This is a genomic window from Sphingobium sp. FG125 (assembly GCF_057809795.1).
Genome location: NZ_JBMDKQ010000007.1, coordinates 87478 through 105397, shown reverse-complemented (window position 1 = coordinate 105397; position 17920 = coordinate 87478). Strand labels below are relative to the sequence as shown.

The following is a 17920-nucleotide window of genomic DNA, read 5'->3' as shown; positions in this document are numbered from 1 at the left end:
TCCATGACACTCTCATGACCAGCATCCATGACGTCGCCGCCCTGGCCCAGGTATCGATCAAGACAGTGTCGCGCGTCGTCAACAGCGCCCCCAATGTCAGCCCGGACCTGCGCGCGCGGGTGCAGGCGGCAATCGATCAGCTGGGCTATCGCCCCAACCAGTCGGCGCGGCGGCTGGCGGGGGGACGATCCTTCATGATCGCCTATCTCTACAGCAATCCCGCGCCCGGCTATATCAGCGGCATCCAGACGGGCGCGGCGGCGCGCTGCCGGGACCTGGGCTATCATCTGGTCGTCGAGCCAATCTCACCCGGCGGCGAGGAGCGGTTCGACGTGCTGGACCGGCTGGTCGCGGCGCTGCGGCCCGATGGCGTGCTGCTGGTGCCGCCCTTGTCGGATGACGAAGGACTGCTTGCGCGCCTTGCGGAACTGCGCCTGCCCTGCGCGCGGATCGCCGGGTCGGTGGTGGCGGCCAGTTTCAACATCCACACCCCCGAACGGGCCGCCGGACGGATGGTCGCCGACCATCTGATCGCGCATGGCCACCGCCGGATCGGCATCATCACCCCCCCGCCCTCGCACCGCGCCGCTCTGCGCCGGGTCGAGGGATTCCGCGACGGCCTGACCGCCGCAGGCCTGCCCATCGACGACGCGCTGTTCGTACCGGGCGGATTCGATTTCACATCGGGCATCGCGGCGGGCGAAGTGCTGCTGGCCCTGCCCCAGCCGCCGACCGCGATCTTTGCGACCAATGACGACATGGCGCTGGGCGTGCTGACCCATGCCCACCGCATCGGCCTGAACGTGCCTGACGACCTGTCAGTGGTAGGCTTCGACGATACCCCCGCCAGCCTGACCAGCTGGCCACCGCTGACGACAGTGCGCCAGCCGCTGGAGGATATGGGCCGATCGGTCATCGACGCGCTCGCCAACGGCCCGGTCGACGCACCGGAATTCCTGTTCACGCTGGTGGAACGGGGCAGCTGCGGGCCAGGGCCGGGCTGATCTGCCTAAGAAGGGCTGAAGCGGGTAGCGGATTTCATAGCAAGACAAGGCAAACAGCATCGCCGTTGCTGCTGCGCTTGCACAACAGCACGCTTAGAGATTGCCCAAGACGCCGCTCTACGCATCACCACGCAAGGTGACTGAATCATGAAAGATGCCATGAAGGCTTGCACTTGCTAAGGCGTAGATTTCTTCAAAGTTAGCATTATTCGATACAAGGCTTTGATACGATGAATGGGCAGGGTGACACTTATTTGGAGCCATTCGTCGCTCCCGAACTCAAGATTGAGCGTGCACGCTATCATTATGCGGCTATGCTGGAAACGCTAATTGACTATCGGGAGCGGGCAAACCCGACGTTCGTGAGAACGTATCGCCCCGTGAACCCTTGGCAAATTGAACTCAGCGAATCAGTCCCCAGCATAGTCGCGCTACAACTCGGCGACATCGCCCATTCCCTCAGATCAGCACTTGATATCACCATGTGTGATTTGGCACGCGCCTTGGGCAAAGGCCTGCACGATATGGTGTATCCTTTCGCGACTGACGAGCCTCGCTTCTTGGAGATGCTTGAAGAACCAAACAGAAAGCAATCATTCAAGAAACTTGGCCCCGAAGCGCTTGAAATCATCAAGCAATCCAAGCCTTATAAGGGCGGCAACGATTTGCTCAGAGGCCTGCACGATCTGAACAACCATGACAAGCACCGGATGGCTGTCCCCTTCGTGAGTTTCGTCAGCGCAAAAGCCACGTATAACAAGATTCTCTCGCGCGCACCGAACGGGTTGAATTTCAGTTTCTCAGGCCACTTGCCCGTGGGCCTCAACGTCGGAGTACCGCTTGACGACAATTTTTTCGACGACCATCCTTCGACCGAGTTCATCATCCATCCAAAGTCGATGATCGTTACATTCCCGCCAAACTACTTTTTGGTCGGAAATATTGAAACGGTAATGGGCGAACTAATCGATCATGTTGATGATCTTATCGGAAACTTCCGTTCGCTCGCTGGATACTGAACGTAGTTTCTACTGAAAGCCGCCAGATTAACAATCTGTTGGAAGAAGGGCTGGAGCGGGTAGCGGGGATCGAACCCGCATCACAAGCTTGGAAGGCTAGTGCTCTACCATTGAGCTATACCCGCCCGGCCGGGAAGCGCCCTGCCATCATCCTGGGGGCTTCGTCAATATCGCAATGCGCAATTGCGCCAAGATCGCCCTTAACCCGGCGCGGCATTTCCTCTATCAGGCGGGGATGCAAAGCCCTTCCCTGCGCCAGCTGGACATTTTCGCGCAGATGGTGGCGGCGGGCAGCGTTGCCCGCTGCGCCGACATGCTGGGCGTTTCTGCCGATGATATTGCCCGCGACATCAGGTCGCTGGAGATGCGGCTGGGCTATCGCCTGTTCGAGGATATGAGCGGCAACGTCCGCCTGACCCCTGCCGGGCGCAAGACGGCGCAGGCGATGACACTGTTGTCGCAGGATGCGCCGGAGGATTGGGACGAGACGGCTGCGCCCGCCGAAGCAGCCCCTTTGTCCGCTGCGCCTCAGCGCCAGACGATCATGCTGGCGGCGCCCGCCCCGATCTTCGGCCATTTTCAGGAGGCGCTGTCCGCGTTCGAGGCGGCGAATGAGGATATTGCGATCACGCTGGACTTGCAGGTCCAGTCCGTGACGGACGCGGCGGCGGCGCTGCGGGATGGACGCGCAGATATCGCCTATTTCTATGCACTGGAGGAGCCGGTCGGTTTCGCGTCCCGCTATGGCTGGTCGGAACCGCTCAGCCTCTATGTCGGTGCCGCCCATCCGCTGGCGCAGGCGGACAGCGTGTCGCGCGACGATCTGGCCGTCACACCGATGCTGGCGCTGGAGCGGCATAATCCGATGCGCCATATCGTCGAGGATGCGATGGCGCGCGGGCGGGTGCAGCTTGGCCCGCCGGTGCTGGAAAGCGACGATATGTTCGCGGTGATGACGGCCCTGCGCGCGGGCAAGGGCATCTTTGCCGCCTTTGGCGCACTGGCGCGCGATCTGGGGCGGATGGACGGGATCGGTCGGCTGCCACTCGACACCCAACTGCCCGCGATCGAGGTGCGCCAGGCGCTGGGACCGCGCGCGGCGCAGACACCGGCAGTGGAGGCGCTGGCGGAATTTCTGTTTCTTTAGGGTCGGACGAGCTGCCCCCAATCCGTTCGTTTCGAGCGAAGTCGAGAAACGTCGCGCGCAGGTTTCTCGACTTCGCTCGAAACGAACGGGGATTGAGGTTTGGCCTGAAGCGCCACCACTCCCTGCCTGACGCACCGCAGCAAAAAGGCGACGAACCGAACTTGATATGATATCTCATTCTGGATACAGGGTTACATCGACCTTCCCCGTTCCAAGGATGATGCCGCTTCATGCTCCTTTCCCCGCTCCTGCGCGCCGGCTGCGCCCTGCCCGTTCTGTGCCTTGCCCTCCCCGCCCTAGCCCAGACCCCCGACGCAGCGCCCGATCAGGCCTATCATGACAATCGCGCCGACATCATCGTCACCGCCATCATCCCCCGGCGGCAGGGCGACATCTTGTCCGGCACGTCGGTGGTCACGGGCGAGGAGCTGACCCGCAATATGCGGTCGACCATTGGCGAGACGCTGGCGCGGCAGCCGGGCGTGTCGGCGACCTCCTTTGGTCCCAACGCATCCCGCCCGATATTGCGCGGCTTTCAGGGGGAACGGGTGCGCATCCTGACCGACGGGATTGGCAGTTTCGACGTGTCCAACACATCGGTCGATCATGCCGTAGCCATCAACCCGCTGACCGCCGACCGGATCGAGGTGCTGCGTGGTCCCGCCGCCTTGCTCTATGGATCGTCGGCCATCGGCGGCGTGGTCAATGTCATCGACAGCCGCATCCCGCGCCGCGTGCCGGACGAGCCGGTGCATATCGACGCGATCACCACCTATGGCAGCGCCGCGAACGAACGCACCGGATCGGGCGAGGTGGAGGTGCCGCTGGGCGACAAGCTCGTCTTTCACTTTGACGGCAGCTATTCCAAGTCGGGCGATCTGGACACGGGCAACTATATATTGACCCCCGCCCTGCGTGCGCAGGCGGCGGCCAGTGGCGATGCGGACATTGCCAGCCTGGCCACGCTGCGCGGCAAATTACCCAACAGCGCGGCGGAGACATGGGAAGTGTCGGGTGGCGCGGCTTTGATCACCGATGGCGGCAATCTGGGCTTTTCGGTCACCCATAGCGACAATTTCTATGGCGTGCCGGTGCGCTATGCGGTGGAGCCGGGCGGCGAGGCGGAGAAGGTGCGGCTGCATATGAAGCAGGACCGGGCCGACATGCGCGCCGAAGTGCCGGTCAATGGCGGCTTTCTGGAATCCATCCGCTTCCGCGCGGGTTTCGCCGATTATCAGCATCAGGAAATCGAGGATACGGGCGAGGTCGGCACGACCTTCTACAACCAGTCGATGGAATCGCGGCTGGAACTGATCCAGGCCAATCGCGGCGGATGGGACGGTGCAATCGGCGGGCAATTCTTCACCCGCAAATTCCATGTCGAGGGGGAAGAAAAATTCCTGCCCCGCAACGAAACCACCCAGTTGGGCCTCTTCACCCTCCAGTCGATTGACCTCGGCAAAACCCGCGTCGAGGTGGGAGGGCGCTATGAACATACCGATGTCAGCGCGGATGCGGACGCGACTTTGTTCAACCCGGCCTATGACCGCCGCTTCGACACCATCTCCGGCTCGATCGGCGCGAGCCGGGAGATTGTGCCGGGCTGGCGCGCGGGGCTGAACCTGTCCCGCACCGAACGCGCGCCATCGGCCGAAGAATTGTTCGCGCGCGGCAATCATGCGGGCACGCAGGCGTTCGAGCTGGGCAATCCCGATTTCAGCAAGGAAAAAAGCTGGGGCGTGGAAGCCACGCTGCGCGGCCAGGGACCAGGCTATACCGTCGCCCTGTCTGCCTATCACAACTGGTTCGACGGCTATATTTATGACGTGCAGGTCGCCGACGACGCCTGCATGGCGGTAAATGGCGGGGAGGATCTGGAATTTCCCTGCTACCAATATAATCAGGCCAGGGCGCGCTATCTGGGGTTCGAGGCAGAAGCCACGGTCAAGCTGGCGCAAGTCGGCGGCTATGCCATCAATTTCGATGGCGTCGCCGATTATGTCCGCGCGACCGTGACCGATTCCGGCCCGGCCCCGCGCATTCCGCCGATGCGCCTGCTGGGCGGACTGGAAGCGCAGGGCGAGCGCCTGAGCCTGCGTGGCGAGGTGGAACATAGTTTCGCGCAGGACCGGATCGCCGCGACGGAAACGGAAACGGGCGGCTTCACCCTGGTCAACGCATCGCTGGCGTGGAAGCCGATCAAGGGCAATGACCGCACCACCATCATGCTGTCCGCCAATAATATCTTCGACGTGGAAGCGCGCCGCCACGCCAGCTTCCTGAAGGATTACGCCCCGCTGGCCGGGCGTGACATCCGCATTACCGCGCGACTGTCCATCTGACGCTTCGTCCAGAAATGCGCCTTTAGCGCATCCGCACCGGCCCACACCCCCACCCGACCGCCCACAGAGTGTATCCTGAATGGGAGGTCGGGTGGGGGTGTGGGCCGGTGCGGCAACCGAAATGCGCTCCTTCGCGCATTTCGAGACAAACTCTGGTGCGACGGGGTCGATTGCGCATTGTGACAATTTCGTTACAAGGCGCGACTAATGCGCCAGATTGCTGCCCTCCCCTACACGACCCATGCCGACGGATCGATGCAGATATTGCTGATCACGTCGCGTGACACGCGGCGATGGGTGATCCCTAAGGGCAACCGGATCAAGGGGCTGGCCGGCCATCGCGCCGCCGAACTGGAAGCCTTTGAGGAAGCCGGCATCCATGGCATCGCCTGCCCCGCCTCGCTTGGCCGCTACAGCTATGACAAGCGCAAGCGCAACGGTGCAGCGCGGGAGGCGAGCGTCGAGGTGTTCCCCCTCGCCGTCACTGGCCAGTTGTCGCAATGGCCCGAACAGGGGCAGCGCGAACTGCGCTGGTTCCCCGTGGCGGAGGCCGCACGCGCGGTCGACGAACCCGATCTTCAGGCCATCATCGCCGCCTTTCGCAAGCCGCCCCGCGATCCCGGCCGGTTCGTGCGGATGCTGCTGTGGTTCAAGGACAAGCAAAGCGAAAGGACTGGAATGCTCGCCTGGTTTCATGCGTTGATGCCCAAGCAGGGCCGCTTTTTCGAGCAATTCGAAAATCATGCGGCCACGCTGGTCGCCGGCGCGGATGCGCTGGCCCGGCTGCTCAAGGGCGGACCGGACATGGACGTCCATATCAAGGAAATTTCCGACCGCGAACATGAGGCGGACGACATCATACGCGACGTGTTGCAGGACGTCCGGCGCATCTTCGTCACCCCGTTCGACCGCAGCGCCATCACCGGACTGATCGGCGTGATGGACGACGCGATCGACCAGATGAACCAGACCGCCAAGGCGATCGCCCTTTATGAGGTCAAGACATTCCCGCCGCAGATGCAGGATATGAGCGCGCTGATCGTCGAATGTGCGCGGCTGGCGGCCGAAGCGATGCCGCTGCTGCGTTCGCTCAACCTGAACGCCACGCGGCTGCACGACTTGACCGAACGTCTGGTGACGCTGGAAGGCCATGCCGACATATTGCATGAAGCGGGCCTCAAGACGCTCTATGCCGCCGCGCGGGAGGGCAATCCGATGGATTTCGTCGTCGGGCGGGAAATCTACTCCCACCTGGAAAAGGTCACTGACCGGTTCGAGGATGTCGCCAACCAGATTTCCGGCCTGGTCATCGACCACGCCTGACGATCCCGCCGGATAGAGTCCATGGACCCCATAGCCTTCCCGCTGCTGGTCGCGCTGATCGGCGTCGCGCTTGCCTTTGACTTTCTCAATGGCCTGCATGACGCCGCCAACTCGATTGCGACCATCGTGTCGACCCGCGTTCTTAAACCCCAATATGCGGTCGCCTGGGCCGCGTTTTTCAACTTCATCGCCTTCCTCTTCTTTGGCCTGCATGTCGCGACCACGGTGGGCAAGGGGATTGTCGATGCCGCGATCATCGATCCGCAGGTGATTTTCGGCGCGCTGATGGGGGCGATTTCGTGGAACCTCATCACCTGGGCGCTGGGCATCCCCTCCTCCTCCAGCCATGCGCTGATCGGCGGGCTGCTGGGCGCGGGGACGGCCAAGGCGGGACTGGGCGCAGTGATCTGGACCGGCGTGTTCAAGACCAGCGCGGCAATCGTCATGTCGCCGGCGATCGGCCTGCTGCTGGCGCTGCTGCTGGTGCTGCTGATCAGCTGGATTTTCCGCCGCTTCACGCCCCATGGCGCGGACGGCGTGTTCCGCAAGCTCCAACTCGTTTCCGCCTCGCTCTATTCGCTGGGCCATGGCGGCAATGACGCGCAAAAGACGATGGGGATCATCGCCGTGCTGCTCTATTCGCAGGGCATGCTGCAGGGCGAATTTCATGTGCCCTTCTGGGTGGTGATCAGCTGCCAGGCGGCAATGGGCTTCGGCACGCTGTTTGGCGGGTGGAAGATCGTCCACACCATGGGGTCGAAGATCACGCGGCTCAGCCCCGCGCAGGGTTTCTGCGCGGAAACCGGCGGCGCGATCACCCTGTTCATGGCGACCCATTTGGGGATTCCGGTGTCCACCACCCACACCATCACCGGCGCGATCGTCGGCGTGGGCGCGTCGCGGCGGCTGTCGGCGGTGCGCTGGAACATCGCATCGCGCATCATCATCGCATGGGTCGTGACCCTGCCCGCCGCCGCGCTGATCGGCGCGGGATTTTATTGGATTACCAAGTTCTTTTAATCCTCCCCTTGTAGGGGAGGTGGCAGGGCGTAGCCCTGACGGAGGGGTATCGCACTATCGATAGGGCGACACCCCTCCACCACGCCTTCGGCGCGGTTCCCCTCCCCTCAGGGGAGGATGGCCTTTACGCAACCCGACCGAGCCGGTGATAGAGATTGGCGTATTTGACCGATTCCGGCTGGTCCTGAATCTCGCGCAGATAATGGACGATCGCGGTACGGATCAGGCCGAAATCTTCTGGCGAGAAAACCGCACGCGAACGGGCAGGCTGGGGGTGACCGCCAGTTTCAGTCATATTTTCCATCGTGTCGGTGGTCATGTCCTTGTCCTTCATTGGCGTGCCGTCCGTGCGGCGATGGACAGTGAGTTAGACATATTTGCGCGATGCGGAAGGACGATGAGTGGCCGCGTGTCACGATAAGATTTGGTCATATTGTCATTCTATGACATCATGACTGTATGGCAGATGCAATCGACCGCAAACTTTATCTAGGCCCCAAGCTGCGCGTTTTGCGTCGCGAACTCGGCCTCAACCAGACCCGCATGGCGGAGGAACTGGGCGTTTCCCCCAGCTATCTCAACCATCTGGAGCGCAACCAGCGCCCCTTGAGCGCGCAGATGCTGCTACGGCTGGCCAATGTCTATGACATCGACATTCGCGATTTCACCGCACGCGCGGCCGATAGCGGGCCGGGCGAACTGAGCGAGATATTGTCCGACGCGCTGGTTCGTGACATCGGCATTGCGCGCGACGAAGTACTGGAAGTGTCGGAAAATTATCCCGGCGTCAGTGAAGCCATCGCCCGATTCTATCGTGCGTTGAGCGACCTGCGCCGCCTGCCAGGGGAAGCGGCAGCGGGCGAACGCGGCCCCGCCCCGCTGGTCGCGCCGATCGACTGGCTGCGCGAGACGATCGCGCGGGCGGGCAATCATTTTGCCGAGATTGACGCAGGCGCCGAAGCCATCGCGGCGCAATTGAACGATGATCCCGCACTGTTGCAGGCGGACCTGCGCGCGCGGTTGAAGGACCGGCACGGCATGGCCGTCCAGGTCGTCCGCGCCGATGTCCTGGCGGGGACGCTGCGCCATTATGACATGCACCGACGACGGCTGATGCTGAGCGAGCGGCTGGCCGCGTCCGGGCGATTGTTCGCCATCGCCTATCATCTGTGCGCGCAGGAACTGGCCGACGCGATTCTCACGCAGGTCACCCGCACCGCGCCACCGGACGAGGATAGCCGCCGCCTCGCCACCATCGCGCTCACCAACTATGCCGCCGCTGCGCTGGTCATGCCCTATGACCGCATCCGCCAGGCAGCCGAACAGAGCCGCCACGACCTGCCCATGCTGCGCGACCGTTTCGGCGTGTCGAGCGAGCAACTGGCCCACCGCCTGACCAGCCTCAACCGCACCGGCGCGCGCGGCATCCCCTTCTTCATGGTCAGGATGGACCGGGCGGGCATCATATCCAAACGCTTCGACGGCGAAGCCTGGCCCTTCGCCCGCTATGGCAGCACCTGCCCGCGCTGGGACGCGCATGGCGCAGGTGCGGTCGATCAGGTGAATGTGCAGTTGATCGAAACGCTCGACGAACGCCGCTTCGTCACGCTGGCCATGGCGCTGCCCCAGTTACCCGGCGCCCGCGGCCGCGCGGTGATCGCGCTGGGGTGCGAGGCGAAACATGCCGGGCGGATCGTCCATGCTGACGGCATCGACCCGGACAAGCATGACGCAGTCGAAGTCGGCCCCACCTGCCACCTATGCGAACGCCGCGCCTGCCCGGATCGCGCCCTGCCACCGGTGACGCGCGCGCTGGATCTGCATGGGTACGAGCGAACGAGCGCGCCGTTTCCGTTTAGACGGGTGTGAGGCTATACGTGTTTTCGGTCGTTGCCCCCACAGTAACACAAGAGCCGACCACCGAGTCGGCGGGCTTCTACCTTGCAGGCGACCGACCTTTCCAAACACGCAATCAAATTGAAAAATCTGGATTGGAGACCTGCTTTCAACGTAAATTGCCGCAGCGAAGGAATGCTGGAGGACGTATGAATACTCACAATCTCGGCAAACTGGTGAAGATTGAACTTCGCGATATCTGGCTCAGTGAATCGTCCGATTTTACACCTTGGCTTGCGCGTGAAGAAAACCTCCTAACCCTTAGCGAGACTCTTGGCCTTGAACTTGAGCTAGAGGCTCAAGAAAAGGCAGTAGGTCCGTTCCGCGCGGACATTTTGTGCAAGGATATCGGAACGAACGCTTGGGTCTTGATCGAGAACCAACTTGAGCGCACCGATCATTCCCATTTGGGCCAGCTCTTAACATACGCCTCCGGCCTTGAAGCAGTAACGATCGTTTGGATTGCCGCTCGCTTCACTGACGAACACCGGTCCACACTTGATTGGCTAAACCGGATCACTGACGAAACTTTCCGATTTTTTGGTGTCGAAGTAGAGCTATGGCGCATTGGTGAATCGCCAGCTGCGCCTCGCTTCAACATCGTGGCTAAACCGAACAACTGGAACAAACTTGTTTCGCAGGCTGCCCGTGCAATTGACGATGCCGAACTCACTGGCACTAAATCTTTACAACTGGCTTACTGGACTGCATTTGGAAATGTCTTGACGTCAAAAGGTGGCCCATTGGCGAAGGATCGGAAACCACAGCCGCAATCTTGGATGTCTTACTCCATAGGCCGAAGCGGAGTTGGTGTTAATGCATCTATGATACGCTCCAAGGATCAAGTTCGCGCAGAATTATATTTGTCTGGTTCACATGCCAAACCTAGATTCTGGCTTCTGCGAGATCAAAAAACAGAAATCGAAGCGGAAATTGGTTATGCGCTCGATTGGGAGGAACTGCCGCTAGGCAAAGACACAAGAATTTCAGTTTCCCTGAATGGCTCTAACCCTGAAATGCAAGCAGACTGGCAACGACAGCATGAATGGCTTGCGACGAAATTGAATGAATTTTATAGAGTATTTGTGGATCGCGTTCGAATGCTGGATACCAGCGATTGGGTTTCACCAGAAGAAATCCATTCATTGACTTAATGAGCAATGACTACGATCAAAGTTTCTTGAGGCGGCAACCGTAGACCGGCTTCCGAAACCCGCCATAACGCAATAGCCAGATTACACGCCGAGCAGCCCCAACCCTCAATTCAGGTGCAACGCCGCGTCATGATCCTGCCCCGGCCCGATGATCCGGTGGATGAAGATGCGATCCGGTTCGACGGAATAGAGAATGCCATAGCCCTTGTGCGATCGCCGTCTGATGCCATGCTGTTCGTAGCGCGGGATCAGCGGGAAGGCGCGCGGCATGTCGGCCAGACTCTTCGCGGTATCGCGTAACTCGTTGACGAACGAGACAGCGCGGGCTGGATTGTCTTTCTCGATATAGGTTCGGATGCCTTCAAGGTCGCGCATGGCCCGTGAGGACAGCATGACCTTCATGGACGCGATTGGCCACCCGCACTTTGCCGGATGTCGGCAATGATCGCGCCACAAACTTCGTCAAGATCATGGCCGCCGCCTGCCTTCATCTCCGCAAGACTCTCGTCAATCGACGCATCGAGTTCTTTCAGCCAACGTTCTTCATCCATGATCGCACTTTGATCGCGGCGGATGAGGTCGCGCACATAGTCGCTGACGCTGGCATATTGGCCGCTGTCGATACGATTTTGCACATAGTCCCGCATGGGATCGGGCAGGGACACATTCATTGTCGCCATCGGCTGATACCTCCAACGCCCCTGATATGGCAAAAATTGCCATAGACTTCAATGCCCCGACAAAATCCTCCCCGCAAGGGGAAGGCCGGCGCATATGAAAATGTCCCCTCCTTCAATCGTCATGCTGAACTCGTTTAGCTGCGCTGGCCTTACAGCTCAGCATCCACTTCTCGTCACAAGCGGCAGCTTGTGGGGCACGATGGATCCTGAAACAAGTTCAGGATGACGTTGTAGAGATAACGAAAAGTCATATGCAAACCCCCTCCCGCCACGGGTGGATGGGCGTTGCTCAACATGCCAGCATCGGGTTCGCAAACTCCATAAGCCCCAAACAAAAAAAGGGGCCGCCGGGCAGGCGACCCCTTCTTATCCTCTCCCGCGAAAGCGGAAGTGTGTCTGTTTAGTCAGACTTGGGCTGGAGGTTGACGGCGGCATATTTGCCGCGACGGTCGACTTCCAGTTCAAAGTCCAGACGGTCGCCTTCATTGAGGGCGGCCATGCCAGCACGTTCGACGGCGCTGATGTGGACGAAGGCGTCGGGCTGGCCGTCATCGCGCTGAATGAAGCCAAAGCCCTTCATCGCGTTGAAGAATTTGACCGTGCCGCTGGCGCGTTCGCCGGTCAGCTGACGCTGCGGGCCACCACGATCGCCACCAGGCGCTGCGCCAAAACCACCGGCGCGGGGTTCGCGCGGCTCACGCGGCGGGCCGCGATCGGTCACGGGGAGCGGTTCGCCTTCGATCTTGAGATCGGTTGCCGACACCTTGCCACCACGATCGACCAGGGTGAAGCCGAGCTGCTGCCCTTCGGCCAGACCGGTCAGGCCAGCCTGTTCGACGGCGCTGATGTGCACGAACACGTCTTCGCCGCCATCATCACGGACGACGAAGCCGAAGCCCTTTTGACCGTTGAAGAATTTGACGACGCCCGTGCCTTCGCCAACGACCTGCGCGGGCATACCGCGACCACCGCCGCCGCCGCCAGCAAAGCCGCCGCCACCGCCGCCGAAGCCGCCGCGATTGCCACCACCGGCAAAGCCGCCGCCTGCGGGACGATCGCCACCGCCGAAGCCGCCGCGATCCCCGCCGAAGCCACCGCCGCCGCCGCCGAAGCGGTCACCGCCACCGAAGCCGCCACCAAAACCACCGCGACCACCGCCGCCGCCAGCGCCCTGATCGTAGAAATTGTCGTCGCCGAAACCGTCGCGCTTGTCCTTGCCGCGCCCGCCGCGGCGACCTCTGTCAAAACTCATGCCCTGTTAGTCACTTTCGCTTCGCCCCAAGACCAATCGGACAAACATGTCGGGCGAATGACATGCACAATCCACCGCAAAGGCGCGGTTTGGGAATCACTATATCAACTTTTCGGGGGAGCGCGAATGTTTTTACAGGCAACGTTTCGGGCACGACTTCAGCTGATCGCATGGGCGTGTCGCGCCATCGGCAAAGCCTTTGATTGCGATATCTCCGCTTTGCCCATAGAGGGGAAGCCATGACCGTCCATTTCCATGAAGAAGATCTGCCCGCTGGCGTGCTCGCCCCCGGTCCGATCGCCGTCGACACCGAAACCATGGGGTTGATCACCCCGCGCGATCGCCTCTGCGTGGTGCAGATCAGCGATGGCAAGGGCGATGAACATCTGGTGCGCTTTGCCGCCGGATCGGACTATGCCGCGCCCAATCTGCGCGCCGTGCTGGCCGACCCGGAACGGCTGAAACTCTATCATTTCGGGCGTTTCGACATTGCCGCGATCAAATATTATCTGGGCGTGGTGGCAGCGCCCGTCTATTGCACCAAGATCGCATCGCGCCTGATCCGCACCTATACCGACCGCCATGGGCTGAAAGAACTGGTGCGCGAATTGCTGGGGCAGGACATCAGCAAGCAGCAGCAGTCGAGCGACTGGGGCAACCCGACCCTGACGGACGCGCAGAAGGATTATGCCGCGTCCGACGTGCGCTTCCTCCACGCGCTGCGCACCGAGCTGAACAAGCGGCTGGAGCGCGAAGGGCGGATGGAACTGGCGCAGGCCTGTTTCGATTTCCTGCCGCACCGCGCCGAACTCGACCTGGCGGGATGGCCGGAGATCGACATCTTCTCCCATATGTAAGCGAATCGGGTAGTCGTCATCATGTCCGTCCAGGCCGATCAGCAACGCGATGTGCGCCGCCACTGGGCGCGGCCGGGGGGGAGCCATGACCGGCTGGTCGGCACGCTCAAAATCTGGCTGCCGGTCGCGGTCGGCGTGCTGAGCGCACTGCTGGCGACCGCGCCCTTCACCGGCGGCGACAAGGTCAGCTTCGTGCTGGACAAGAATAAGGTGGAAGTCGCCAAGGAACGGATGCGCGTGACCGAAGCGCTCTATCGCGGGCAGGACAGCAAGGGGCAGCCCTTTTCCCTGCGTGCAGGGTCGGCGGTGCAGAAAAGCTCGCGCGAACCGATCGTCGATCTGAACGCCATGTCCGCGCGCATATTGCTGGCGGACGGCCCCGCCGTGCTGAGCGCGCAAAAGGGTCGCTATGACATGGAGACCGAGCGGGTCGGGATTGACGGGCCTGTGCAGTTCGAGGCGGCGGGCGGATACCGCCTGACCACGCGCGACGTCGGCATAGACCTCAAGACCCGGCGGATGCGCAGCGCCGGCCGGGTCGACGGGCGCATCCCGATCGGCACGTTCAGCGCCGACCATCTGGACGCGGACATGGGCGCGCGCACGGTGACATTGAATGGCCGGGCCAGCTTGCGCATCGAACAAAATGGCCTCAAAGGGCGGAACTGATGAAAGCTTCCTATCTTCTGCTGTCGATCGGCTGCGTGGGTGCCGCTGGCCTGTTGTTCGCCGGTGCGGATGCGCAGGTCGTCGGCAATCATAACAGCAATGCCCCGGTCAATTTCACCGCCGACCGGATCGAGGTGCAGGACCGTGCCGACCGCGTCGTCGTGTCCGGCAATGTCGAAGTGACGCAGGCGGGCATGACGCTCAACGCCGCGCGCATGACCGTGGCCTATCGCAACCAACCGGGCGCGGGCACGGGCGGGGTGGAGATCGACCGGATCGACGCATCGGGCAATGTCGTGGTGACCAAGGCGGACCAGACCGCACGCGGCAATGTCGCCATTTACGACCTCAACAGCAAGCTCATCACCATGCTGGGCAATGTCGCGCTGACGCAAGGGGCCAACCGGCTGACCGGCGGGCGACTGGTGATGGACCTCAACACCGGGCGCTCGACGGTCGATGGCCGCGCGTCGGGCGGCGGCGCTGGAGTCACAGGCAGCGCCGGGGGCCGGGTGACGGGGACATTCTCGGTGCCGCAGCGGAAGAATTAAGCGCGGGCGTTGTGCGGTTTCCGTAACGCGACGAACCGTTCGTCGGTGGGATTGATCCAGAGTGGAGACCCTGTAACAATCAGGGATTGCACATTTTTAATTGCGCTGCGATAAGCTGCTCCATGACATTGGCGGCAATCGTTCTAGTGATATTCGCCATTGCGCTCGGCAGCGCCATTCTGAGCGCGCGCCGCTGGAGCATGACCATCGGCGTCATCAGTGGCCTGGCGGTCGGTCTGGCCAGCTGGGCAGTAGCCTCGATCGGCATCGTGATCTGGTTTTCCAAAGGCTAGGCAGGCGCGAAAAGGCGGGCCTTGCACCTATCGGCTCAAGGCCGGGCATCCCATTGGACCAGCGTCACGCCGCCATCCGCATCGAGCGCCAGTTCCCCGAACGCCCCCGTCCGCAGCTTGAGCGAACCTAGCGGCAAACCCGCTGCCAGCAGCGCGAAGCGGGCGGCGCCATTGCTGGTGACGAGCAGATCGACCCCCTCCCCACCTTCAGCGAAATAAGCGCGCCAGGCAGCGATGCGCGCGTCGGCGTCCACAATCCAGCCGACAGGGGCGATGGCGCGTTCGTCCCAGTCGGCGATCGCCTGCGCGCCGATGCGCGCCAGCACCTGCGCCTCCGGGCGGCCTTCGTCGGGACCATGGTCGATCTCGCCCAGCCAGTCGCGCGTGCCGTCAGGCCCATGGCCGGTGGCGTCGGCGATCGCCTGCGCCGTCTGGCAGGCACGCAGCAGCGGGCTGGTCAGCAGCCGGGTGATGGCAAAGTCCTGTGCGACAAACCATGCGCCCAGCCGCTGCGCCTGCGCCTGGCCGCTCTCGACCAGCGGCAGGTCGGTGCGCGATCCGATGCGGCAGGCCTGCGCGCTGCTGGCAAAGGTATTGCCATGGCGGATGATGAAGAGGCGGCGCATGGCGTTAAGGGGGCGTCGGGTCGCCATGCCGGGCGATCAGCGCTTCGACACGGCTGATGTCCGCTTCGGTATCGATCCCGCTGCTGTCGAACAGCGGCGGATCGACCGCCACGGTCATGACCGGGATACCCAGTTCCAGCAGGCGGAGTTGTTCCAGCCCCTCCAGATTTTCGAGCGCCGTGGGCGGGCAAGCCTCGAACGCACGCAGGGCGTCCAGCGCATAGCCATAAAGGCCGACATGCCGCCAGACGGGCGAGATGGGCTGGCTGGCGCGCAGGGCATCTTCGCCCCTGATGGCCGGGATGATGTTCTTGGAAAACCACAAGGCCCGGCCATCGGGCGCGCGGGCGCAGCAGGTGCCGCTGAAGGGGGAACGGGTCTTGTGATCGCGCAGGGCATCGAGCGCGGCCCAATCGAGCGCAATTACCGGGGTGGCGACCTGCGCGCCTGCCTCCAGCGCGGCGATGACCGCGCCCAGCGCCCCCTGCGGCTGGAAGGGGGAATCGCCCTGGAGGTTGACGACGAAGCGCGGCGGGTTCGCCTGCGCCAGCGCAGCGGCCAGCGCGCGGCCTGATCCGGTGGCGATGGCGCTGTCGGTCATTACCGCATCGCAGCCGACAGCGCGGGCGTGATCGGCGATTGCGTCGTCATCGGTGGCGACGGTCAGCGCCACCCCGTCGCGCATGCCGATAGCGCCGCGGGCCATGGCGATGGTGCGATGGAGCAAGGTGCGCCCGGCGATCAGGCGCAGCGGCTTGCGCGGCAGGCGGGACGACCCCGCCCGCGCGGGAATGACGACAAGCTGGTTCAGGCGACGCCCGCGTTCAGCAGGTCGTGCATATGAACCGCACCGATCAACTTGCCCTTGTCGCACACGAACAACAGCATGACGTTGCGTTCGTGCATCAGGTGCAGCGCTTCCTGCGCCAGTTCGTCCGGTCCAACCGCCAGCGGCGTGGGCGTCATGAACCGGCCGACCGCCTCGGTCAGATTCTGCTTGCCGGTCACCGTGCGGCGCAGGTCGCCATCGGTGAAGGCACCGATCAGCCGCCCGTCACGGTCTACGACTGCCGTGCCGCCCAGACGGGCGCGGGTCATTTCGATGGTCGCGTCCAGCAGCGATGCATCCTCCTGCACCGACGGGATGTCACCCCCCTTGGCCATCAGTTCGCGCACCTTGATCAGTTGCGCGCCAAGGCGACCATTGGGGTGGAATTTGTGGAAGTCGTCAGCAGAAAATCCGCGCATTTCCATCAGCGCAATCGCCATCGCGTCGCCAAAGGCCATCTGCACCGTAGTCGATGTGGTCGGCGCAAGCGAATTGGGGCAGGCTTCGGGCACGTCGGGCATCAACATGCAAATGTCGGCGGCAGTGGCGACCGTGCTGTGCGCCTGTGCCGTCATGCCCAGCAACGGGATGGCGAAGCGCTTGCAATATTGGATGATGGGACCAAGTTCGGTCGATTCGCCCGAATGGGACAGCATCAGCACGACATCGTCGGGCGTCACCATGCCCAGATCGCCATGGCCGGCGTCGGCGGGATGCAGGAAGATGGCGGGCGTGCCGGTCGACGTCAGCGTCGCCGTCATCTTCCGCGCGACGATGCCGCTCTTGCCGATGCCGGTCACGATCACGCGACCCCGGACATTCATGATAACGCCGATCAGCCGCACAAAAGTGGCAGCAAAGTCGCGTTCAGAAAATTGCGCTTCGAGCGCATTGAGGCCCAGCGCTGCGACAGACAGGCTGTGACAGGCCGCATTAACAATCCGTCCGCCCGACCCGAACGGGACGATTTTCGAAGCAAGTATCGACACGCGTTTGCCCTTTTTCCCGCATGTTGCCGCCGAATATTCGGCTGGCACATGCGGCGACGATCCACCCTGTTCGATGCGTCGTCTTTCCCTTGTTCCGCGACCCCTAACCGGCTTGACCACCAGCACAGGGCAACTGTTTACGCTGTTTCAGGCACTTATGGCAAACCATTTTGCAACTGCGAAAAGAATTTCAACGCAGTTTTCCTTCACACCATCGTCATCTCGCGAGACGGGGCGACTGAAGCCAGCGACGGGCCGTGGAACTTTTG

The 17920-nt window shown here is 62.4% G+C and carries 19 protein-coding genes and 1 tRNA gene; 12 read left to right on the top strand and 8 right to left on the bottom strand.

From position 1 onward, the window contains the following. Positions 1-14: 14 nt before the first annotated feature. The gene (locus ACODSR_RS08765; RefSeq protein ID WP_489075618.1) at positions 15-1004 is read left to right on the top strand and encodes a LacI family DNA-binding transcriptional regulator; all 990 of its coding nucleotides are present in this window, start codon (positions 15-17) and stop codon (positions 1002-1004) included. A 230-nt stretch (positions 1005-1234) separates the two neighbouring features. Further along, a complete protein-coding gene (locus ACODSR_RS08760) occupies positions 1235-2023 on the top strand; it encodes a hypothetical protein (RefSeq protein WP_489075616.1) in 789 nt (262 codons plus the stop codon). A 51-nt stretch (positions 2024-2074) separates the two neighbouring features. Here the strand turns inward: ACODSR_RS08760 and ACODSR_RS08755 are convergent. Beyond that, positions 2075-2148 (bottom strand) — tRNA-Gly (locus ACODSR_RS08755). Between the two features lie 110 nt (positions 2149-2258). On the opposite strand from ACODSR_RS08755, the gene ACODSR_RS08750 reads away from it, so the two are divergent. From ACODSR_RS08750 to ACODSR_RS08735, 4 genes are all read left to right on the top strand, one after another. Further along, entirely contained in the window at positions 2259-3170 is a 912-nt protein-coding gene (locus ACODSR_RS08750) for a LysR family transcriptional regulator (RefSeq protein ID WP_489075832.1), read from the top strand. Positions 3171-3400: 230 nt separating this feature from the next. Continuing rightward, positions 3401-5512, top strand: a complete 2112-nt coding sequence (locus ACODSR_RS08745) for a TonB-dependent receptor domain-containing protein (RefSeq protein ID WP_489075614.1) — start codon at positions 3401-3403, stop codon at positions 5510-5512. 207 nt (positions 5513-5719) lie between these two features. Next, positions 5720-6835, top strand: coding sequence for a DUF47 family protein (locus ACODSR_RS08740; RefSeq protein WP_489075612.1), 1116 nt, complete (start codon positions 5720-5722; stop codon positions 6833-6835). A gap of 21 nt (positions 6836-6856) precedes the next feature. Beyond that, on the top strand, positions 6857-7855 hold the full coding sequence (locus ACODSR_RS08735) for an inorganic phosphate transporter (RefSeq protein WP_489075610.1): 999 nt from the start codon (positions 6857-6859) through the stop codon (positions 7853-7855). A gap of 124 nt (positions 7856-7979) precedes the next feature. Here ACODSR_RS08735 and ACODSR_RS08730 read toward each other — a convergent pair whose 3' ends face one another. Beyond that, positions 7980-8174, bottom strand: coding sequence for a hypothetical protein (locus ACODSR_RS08730; protein ID WP_119746139.1), 195 nt, complete (start codon positions 8172-8174; stop codon positions 7980-7982). A gap of 140 nt (positions 8175-8314) precedes the next feature. On the opposite strand from ACODSR_RS08730, the gene ACODSR_RS08725 reads away from it, so the two are divergent. Both ACODSR_RS08725 and ACODSR_RS08720 read left to right on the top strand, forming a co-directional pair. Continuing rightward, positions 8315-9724, top strand: coding sequence for a helix-turn-helix domain-containing protein (locus ACODSR_RS08725; protein WP_489075608.1), 1410 nt, complete (start codon positions 8315-8317; stop codon positions 9722-9724). Positions 9725-9732: 8 nt separating this feature from the next. Next, entirely contained in the window at positions 9733-10905 is a 1173-nt protein-coding gene (locus ACODSR_RS08720) for a DUF4268 domain-containing protein (protein WP_489075606.1), read from the top strand. A gap of 105 nt (positions 10906-11010) precedes the next feature. On the opposite strand, the gene ACODSR_RS08715 is transcribed toward ACODSR_RS08720, so the two are convergent. From ACODSR_RS08715 to ACODSR_RS08705, 3 genes are all read right to left on the bottom strand, one after another. Then, positions 11011-11307, bottom strand: a complete 297-nt coding sequence (locus ACODSR_RS08715; protein WP_489075604.1) for a type II toxin-antitoxin system RelE/ParE family toxin — start codon at positions 11305-11307, stop codon at positions 11011-11013. Continuing rightward, complete coding sequence (locus ACODSR_RS08710) at positions 11304-11585, bottom strand: type II toxin-antitoxin system ParD family antitoxin (protein WP_489075602.1); 282 nt, start codon at positions 11583-11585, stop codon at positions 11304-11306. Before ACODSR_RS08710 ends, ACODSR_RS08715 begins: the two co-directional genes overlap by 4 nt. Positions 11586-11985: 400 nt before the next feature. Next, positions 11986-12837, bottom strand: a complete 852-nt coding sequence (locus ACODSR_RS08705) for a cold-shock protein (RefSeq protein WP_489075600.1) — start codon at positions 12835-12837, stop codon at positions 11986-11988. Between the two features lie 239 nt (positions 12838-13076). Here ACODSR_RS08705 and ACODSR_RS08700 point away from each other — a divergent pair, with 239 nt between their 5' ends. From ACODSR_RS08700 to ACODSR_RS08685, 4 genes are all read left to right on the top strand, one after another. Next, complete coding sequence (locus tag ACODSR_RS08700) at positions 13077-13694, top strand: ribonuclease D (RefSeq protein ID WP_489075598.1); 618 nt, start codon at positions 13077-13079, stop codon at positions 13692-13694. A gap of 21 nt (positions 13695-13715) precedes the next feature. Further along, a complete protein-coding gene (locus tag ACODSR_RS08695; protein WP_489075596.1) occupies positions 13716-14363 on the top strand; it encodes an LPS export ABC transporter periplasmic protein LptC in 648 nt (215 codons plus the stop codon). Next, positions 14363-14914, top strand: coding sequence for an LptA/OstA family protein (locus tag ACODSR_RS08690; protein ID WP_489075594.1), 552 nt, complete (start codon positions 14363-14365; stop codon positions 14912-14914). The genes ACODSR_RS08695 and ACODSR_RS08690 overlap by 1 nt, the downstream gene beginning before the upstream one ends. Before the next feature lie 122 nt (positions 14915-15036). Next, positions 15037-15207: a hypothetical protein gene (locus ACODSR_RS08685; protein ID WP_489075592.1), complete on the top strand. Its 171-nt coding sequence runs from the start codon at positions 15037-15039 to the stop codon at positions 15205-15207. Positions 15208-15242: 35 nt separating this feature from the next. Here the strand turns inward: ACODSR_RS08685 and ACODSR_RS08680 are convergent, their stop codons facing one another. From ACODSR_RS08680 to ACODSR_RS08670, 3 genes are read right to left on the bottom strand one after another with little or no spacing between them, the layout of a single operon-like run. Then, positions 15243-15833, bottom strand: coding sequence for a histidine phosphatase family protein (locus ACODSR_RS08680; protein WP_489075830.1), 591 nt, complete (start codon positions 15831-15833; stop codon positions 15243-15245). A 4-nt stretch (positions 15834-15837) separates the two neighbouring features. Further along, positions 15838-16644, bottom strand: coding sequence for a 3-deoxy-manno-octulosonate cytidylyltransferase (gene kdsB, locus ACODSR_RS08675; protein WP_489075828.1), 807 nt, complete (start codon positions 16642-16644; stop codon positions 15838-15840). Continuing rightward, positions 16641-17645: a KpsF/GutQ family sugar-phosphate isomerase gene (locus tag ACODSR_RS08670; protein ID WP_489075826.1), complete on the bottom strand. Its 1005-nt coding sequence runs from the start codon at positions 17643-17645 to the stop codon at positions 16641-16643. Before ACODSR_RS08670 ends, kdsB begins: the two co-directional genes overlap by 4 nt. Positions 17646-17920 lie beyond the last annotated feature (275 nt).

Bases quoted from the DNA above. Each gene is read 5' to 3' on its own strand.
- ACODSR_RS08765 (WP_489075618.1), top strand. From the start codon at position 15: ATGACCAGCATCCATGACGTCGCCGCCCTGGCCCAGGTATCGATCAAG.
- ACODSR_RS08760 (WP_489075616.1), top strand. From the start codon at position 1,235: ATGAATGGGCAGGGTGACACTTATTTGGAGCCATTCGTCGCTCCCGAA.
- ACODSR_RS08750 (WP_489075832.1), top strand. From the start codon at position 2,259: ATGCAAAGCCCTTCCCTGCGCCAGCTGGACATTTTCGCGCAGATGGTG.
- ACODSR_RS08745 (WP_489075614.1), top strand. From the start codon at position 3,401: ATGCTCCTTTCCCCGCTCCTGCGCGCCGGCTGCGCCCTGCCCGTTCTG.
- ACODSR_RS08740 (WP_489075612.1), top strand. From the start codon at position 5,720: ATGCGCCAGATTGCTGCCCTCCCCTACACGACCCATGCCGACGGATCG.
- ACODSR_RS08735 (WP_489075610.1), top strand. From the start codon at position 6,857: ATGGACCCCATAGCCTTCCCGCTGCTGGTCGCGCTGATCGGCGTCGCG.
- ACODSR_RS08730 (WP_119746139.1), bottom strand. From the start codon at position 8,174: ATGACCACCGACACGATGGAAAATATGACTGAAACTGGCGGTCACCCC.
- ACODSR_RS08725 (WP_489075608.1), top strand. From the start codon at position 8,315: ATGGCAGATGCAATCGACCGCAAACTTTATCTAGGCCCCAAGCTGCGC.
- ACODSR_RS08715 (WP_489075604.1), bottom strand. From the start codon at position 11,307: ATGAAGGTCATGCTGTCCTCACGGGCCATGCGCGACCTTGAAGGCATC.
- ACODSR_RS08710 (WP_489075602.1), bottom strand. From the start codon at position 11,585: ATGGCGACAATGAATGTGTCCCTGCCCGATCCCATGCGGGACTATGTG.
- ACODSR_RS08705 (WP_489075600.1), bottom strand. From the start codon at position 12,837: ATGAGTTTTGACAGAGGTCGCCGCGGCGGGCGCGGCAAGGACAAGCGC.
- ACODSR_RS08700 (WP_489075598.1), top strand. From the start codon at position 13,077: ATGACCGTCCATTTCCATGAAGAAGATCTGCCCGCTGGCGTGCTCGCC.
- ACODSR_RS08695 (WP_489075596.1), top strand. From the start codon at position 13,716: ATGTCCGTCCAGGCCGATCAGCAACGCGATGTGCGCCGCCACTGGGCG.
- ACODSR_RS08690 (WP_489075594.1), top strand. From the start codon at position 14,363: ATGAAAGCTTCCTATCTTCTGCTGTCGATCGGCTGCGTGGGTGCCGCT.
- ACODSR_RS08685 (WP_489075592.1), top strand. From the start codon at position 15,037: ATGACATTGGCGGCAATCGTTCTAGTGATATTCGCCATTGCGCTCGGC.
- ACODSR_RS08680 (WP_489075830.1), bottom strand. From the start codon at position 15,833: ATGCGCCGCCTCTTCATCATCCGCCATGGCAATACCTTTGCCAGCAGC.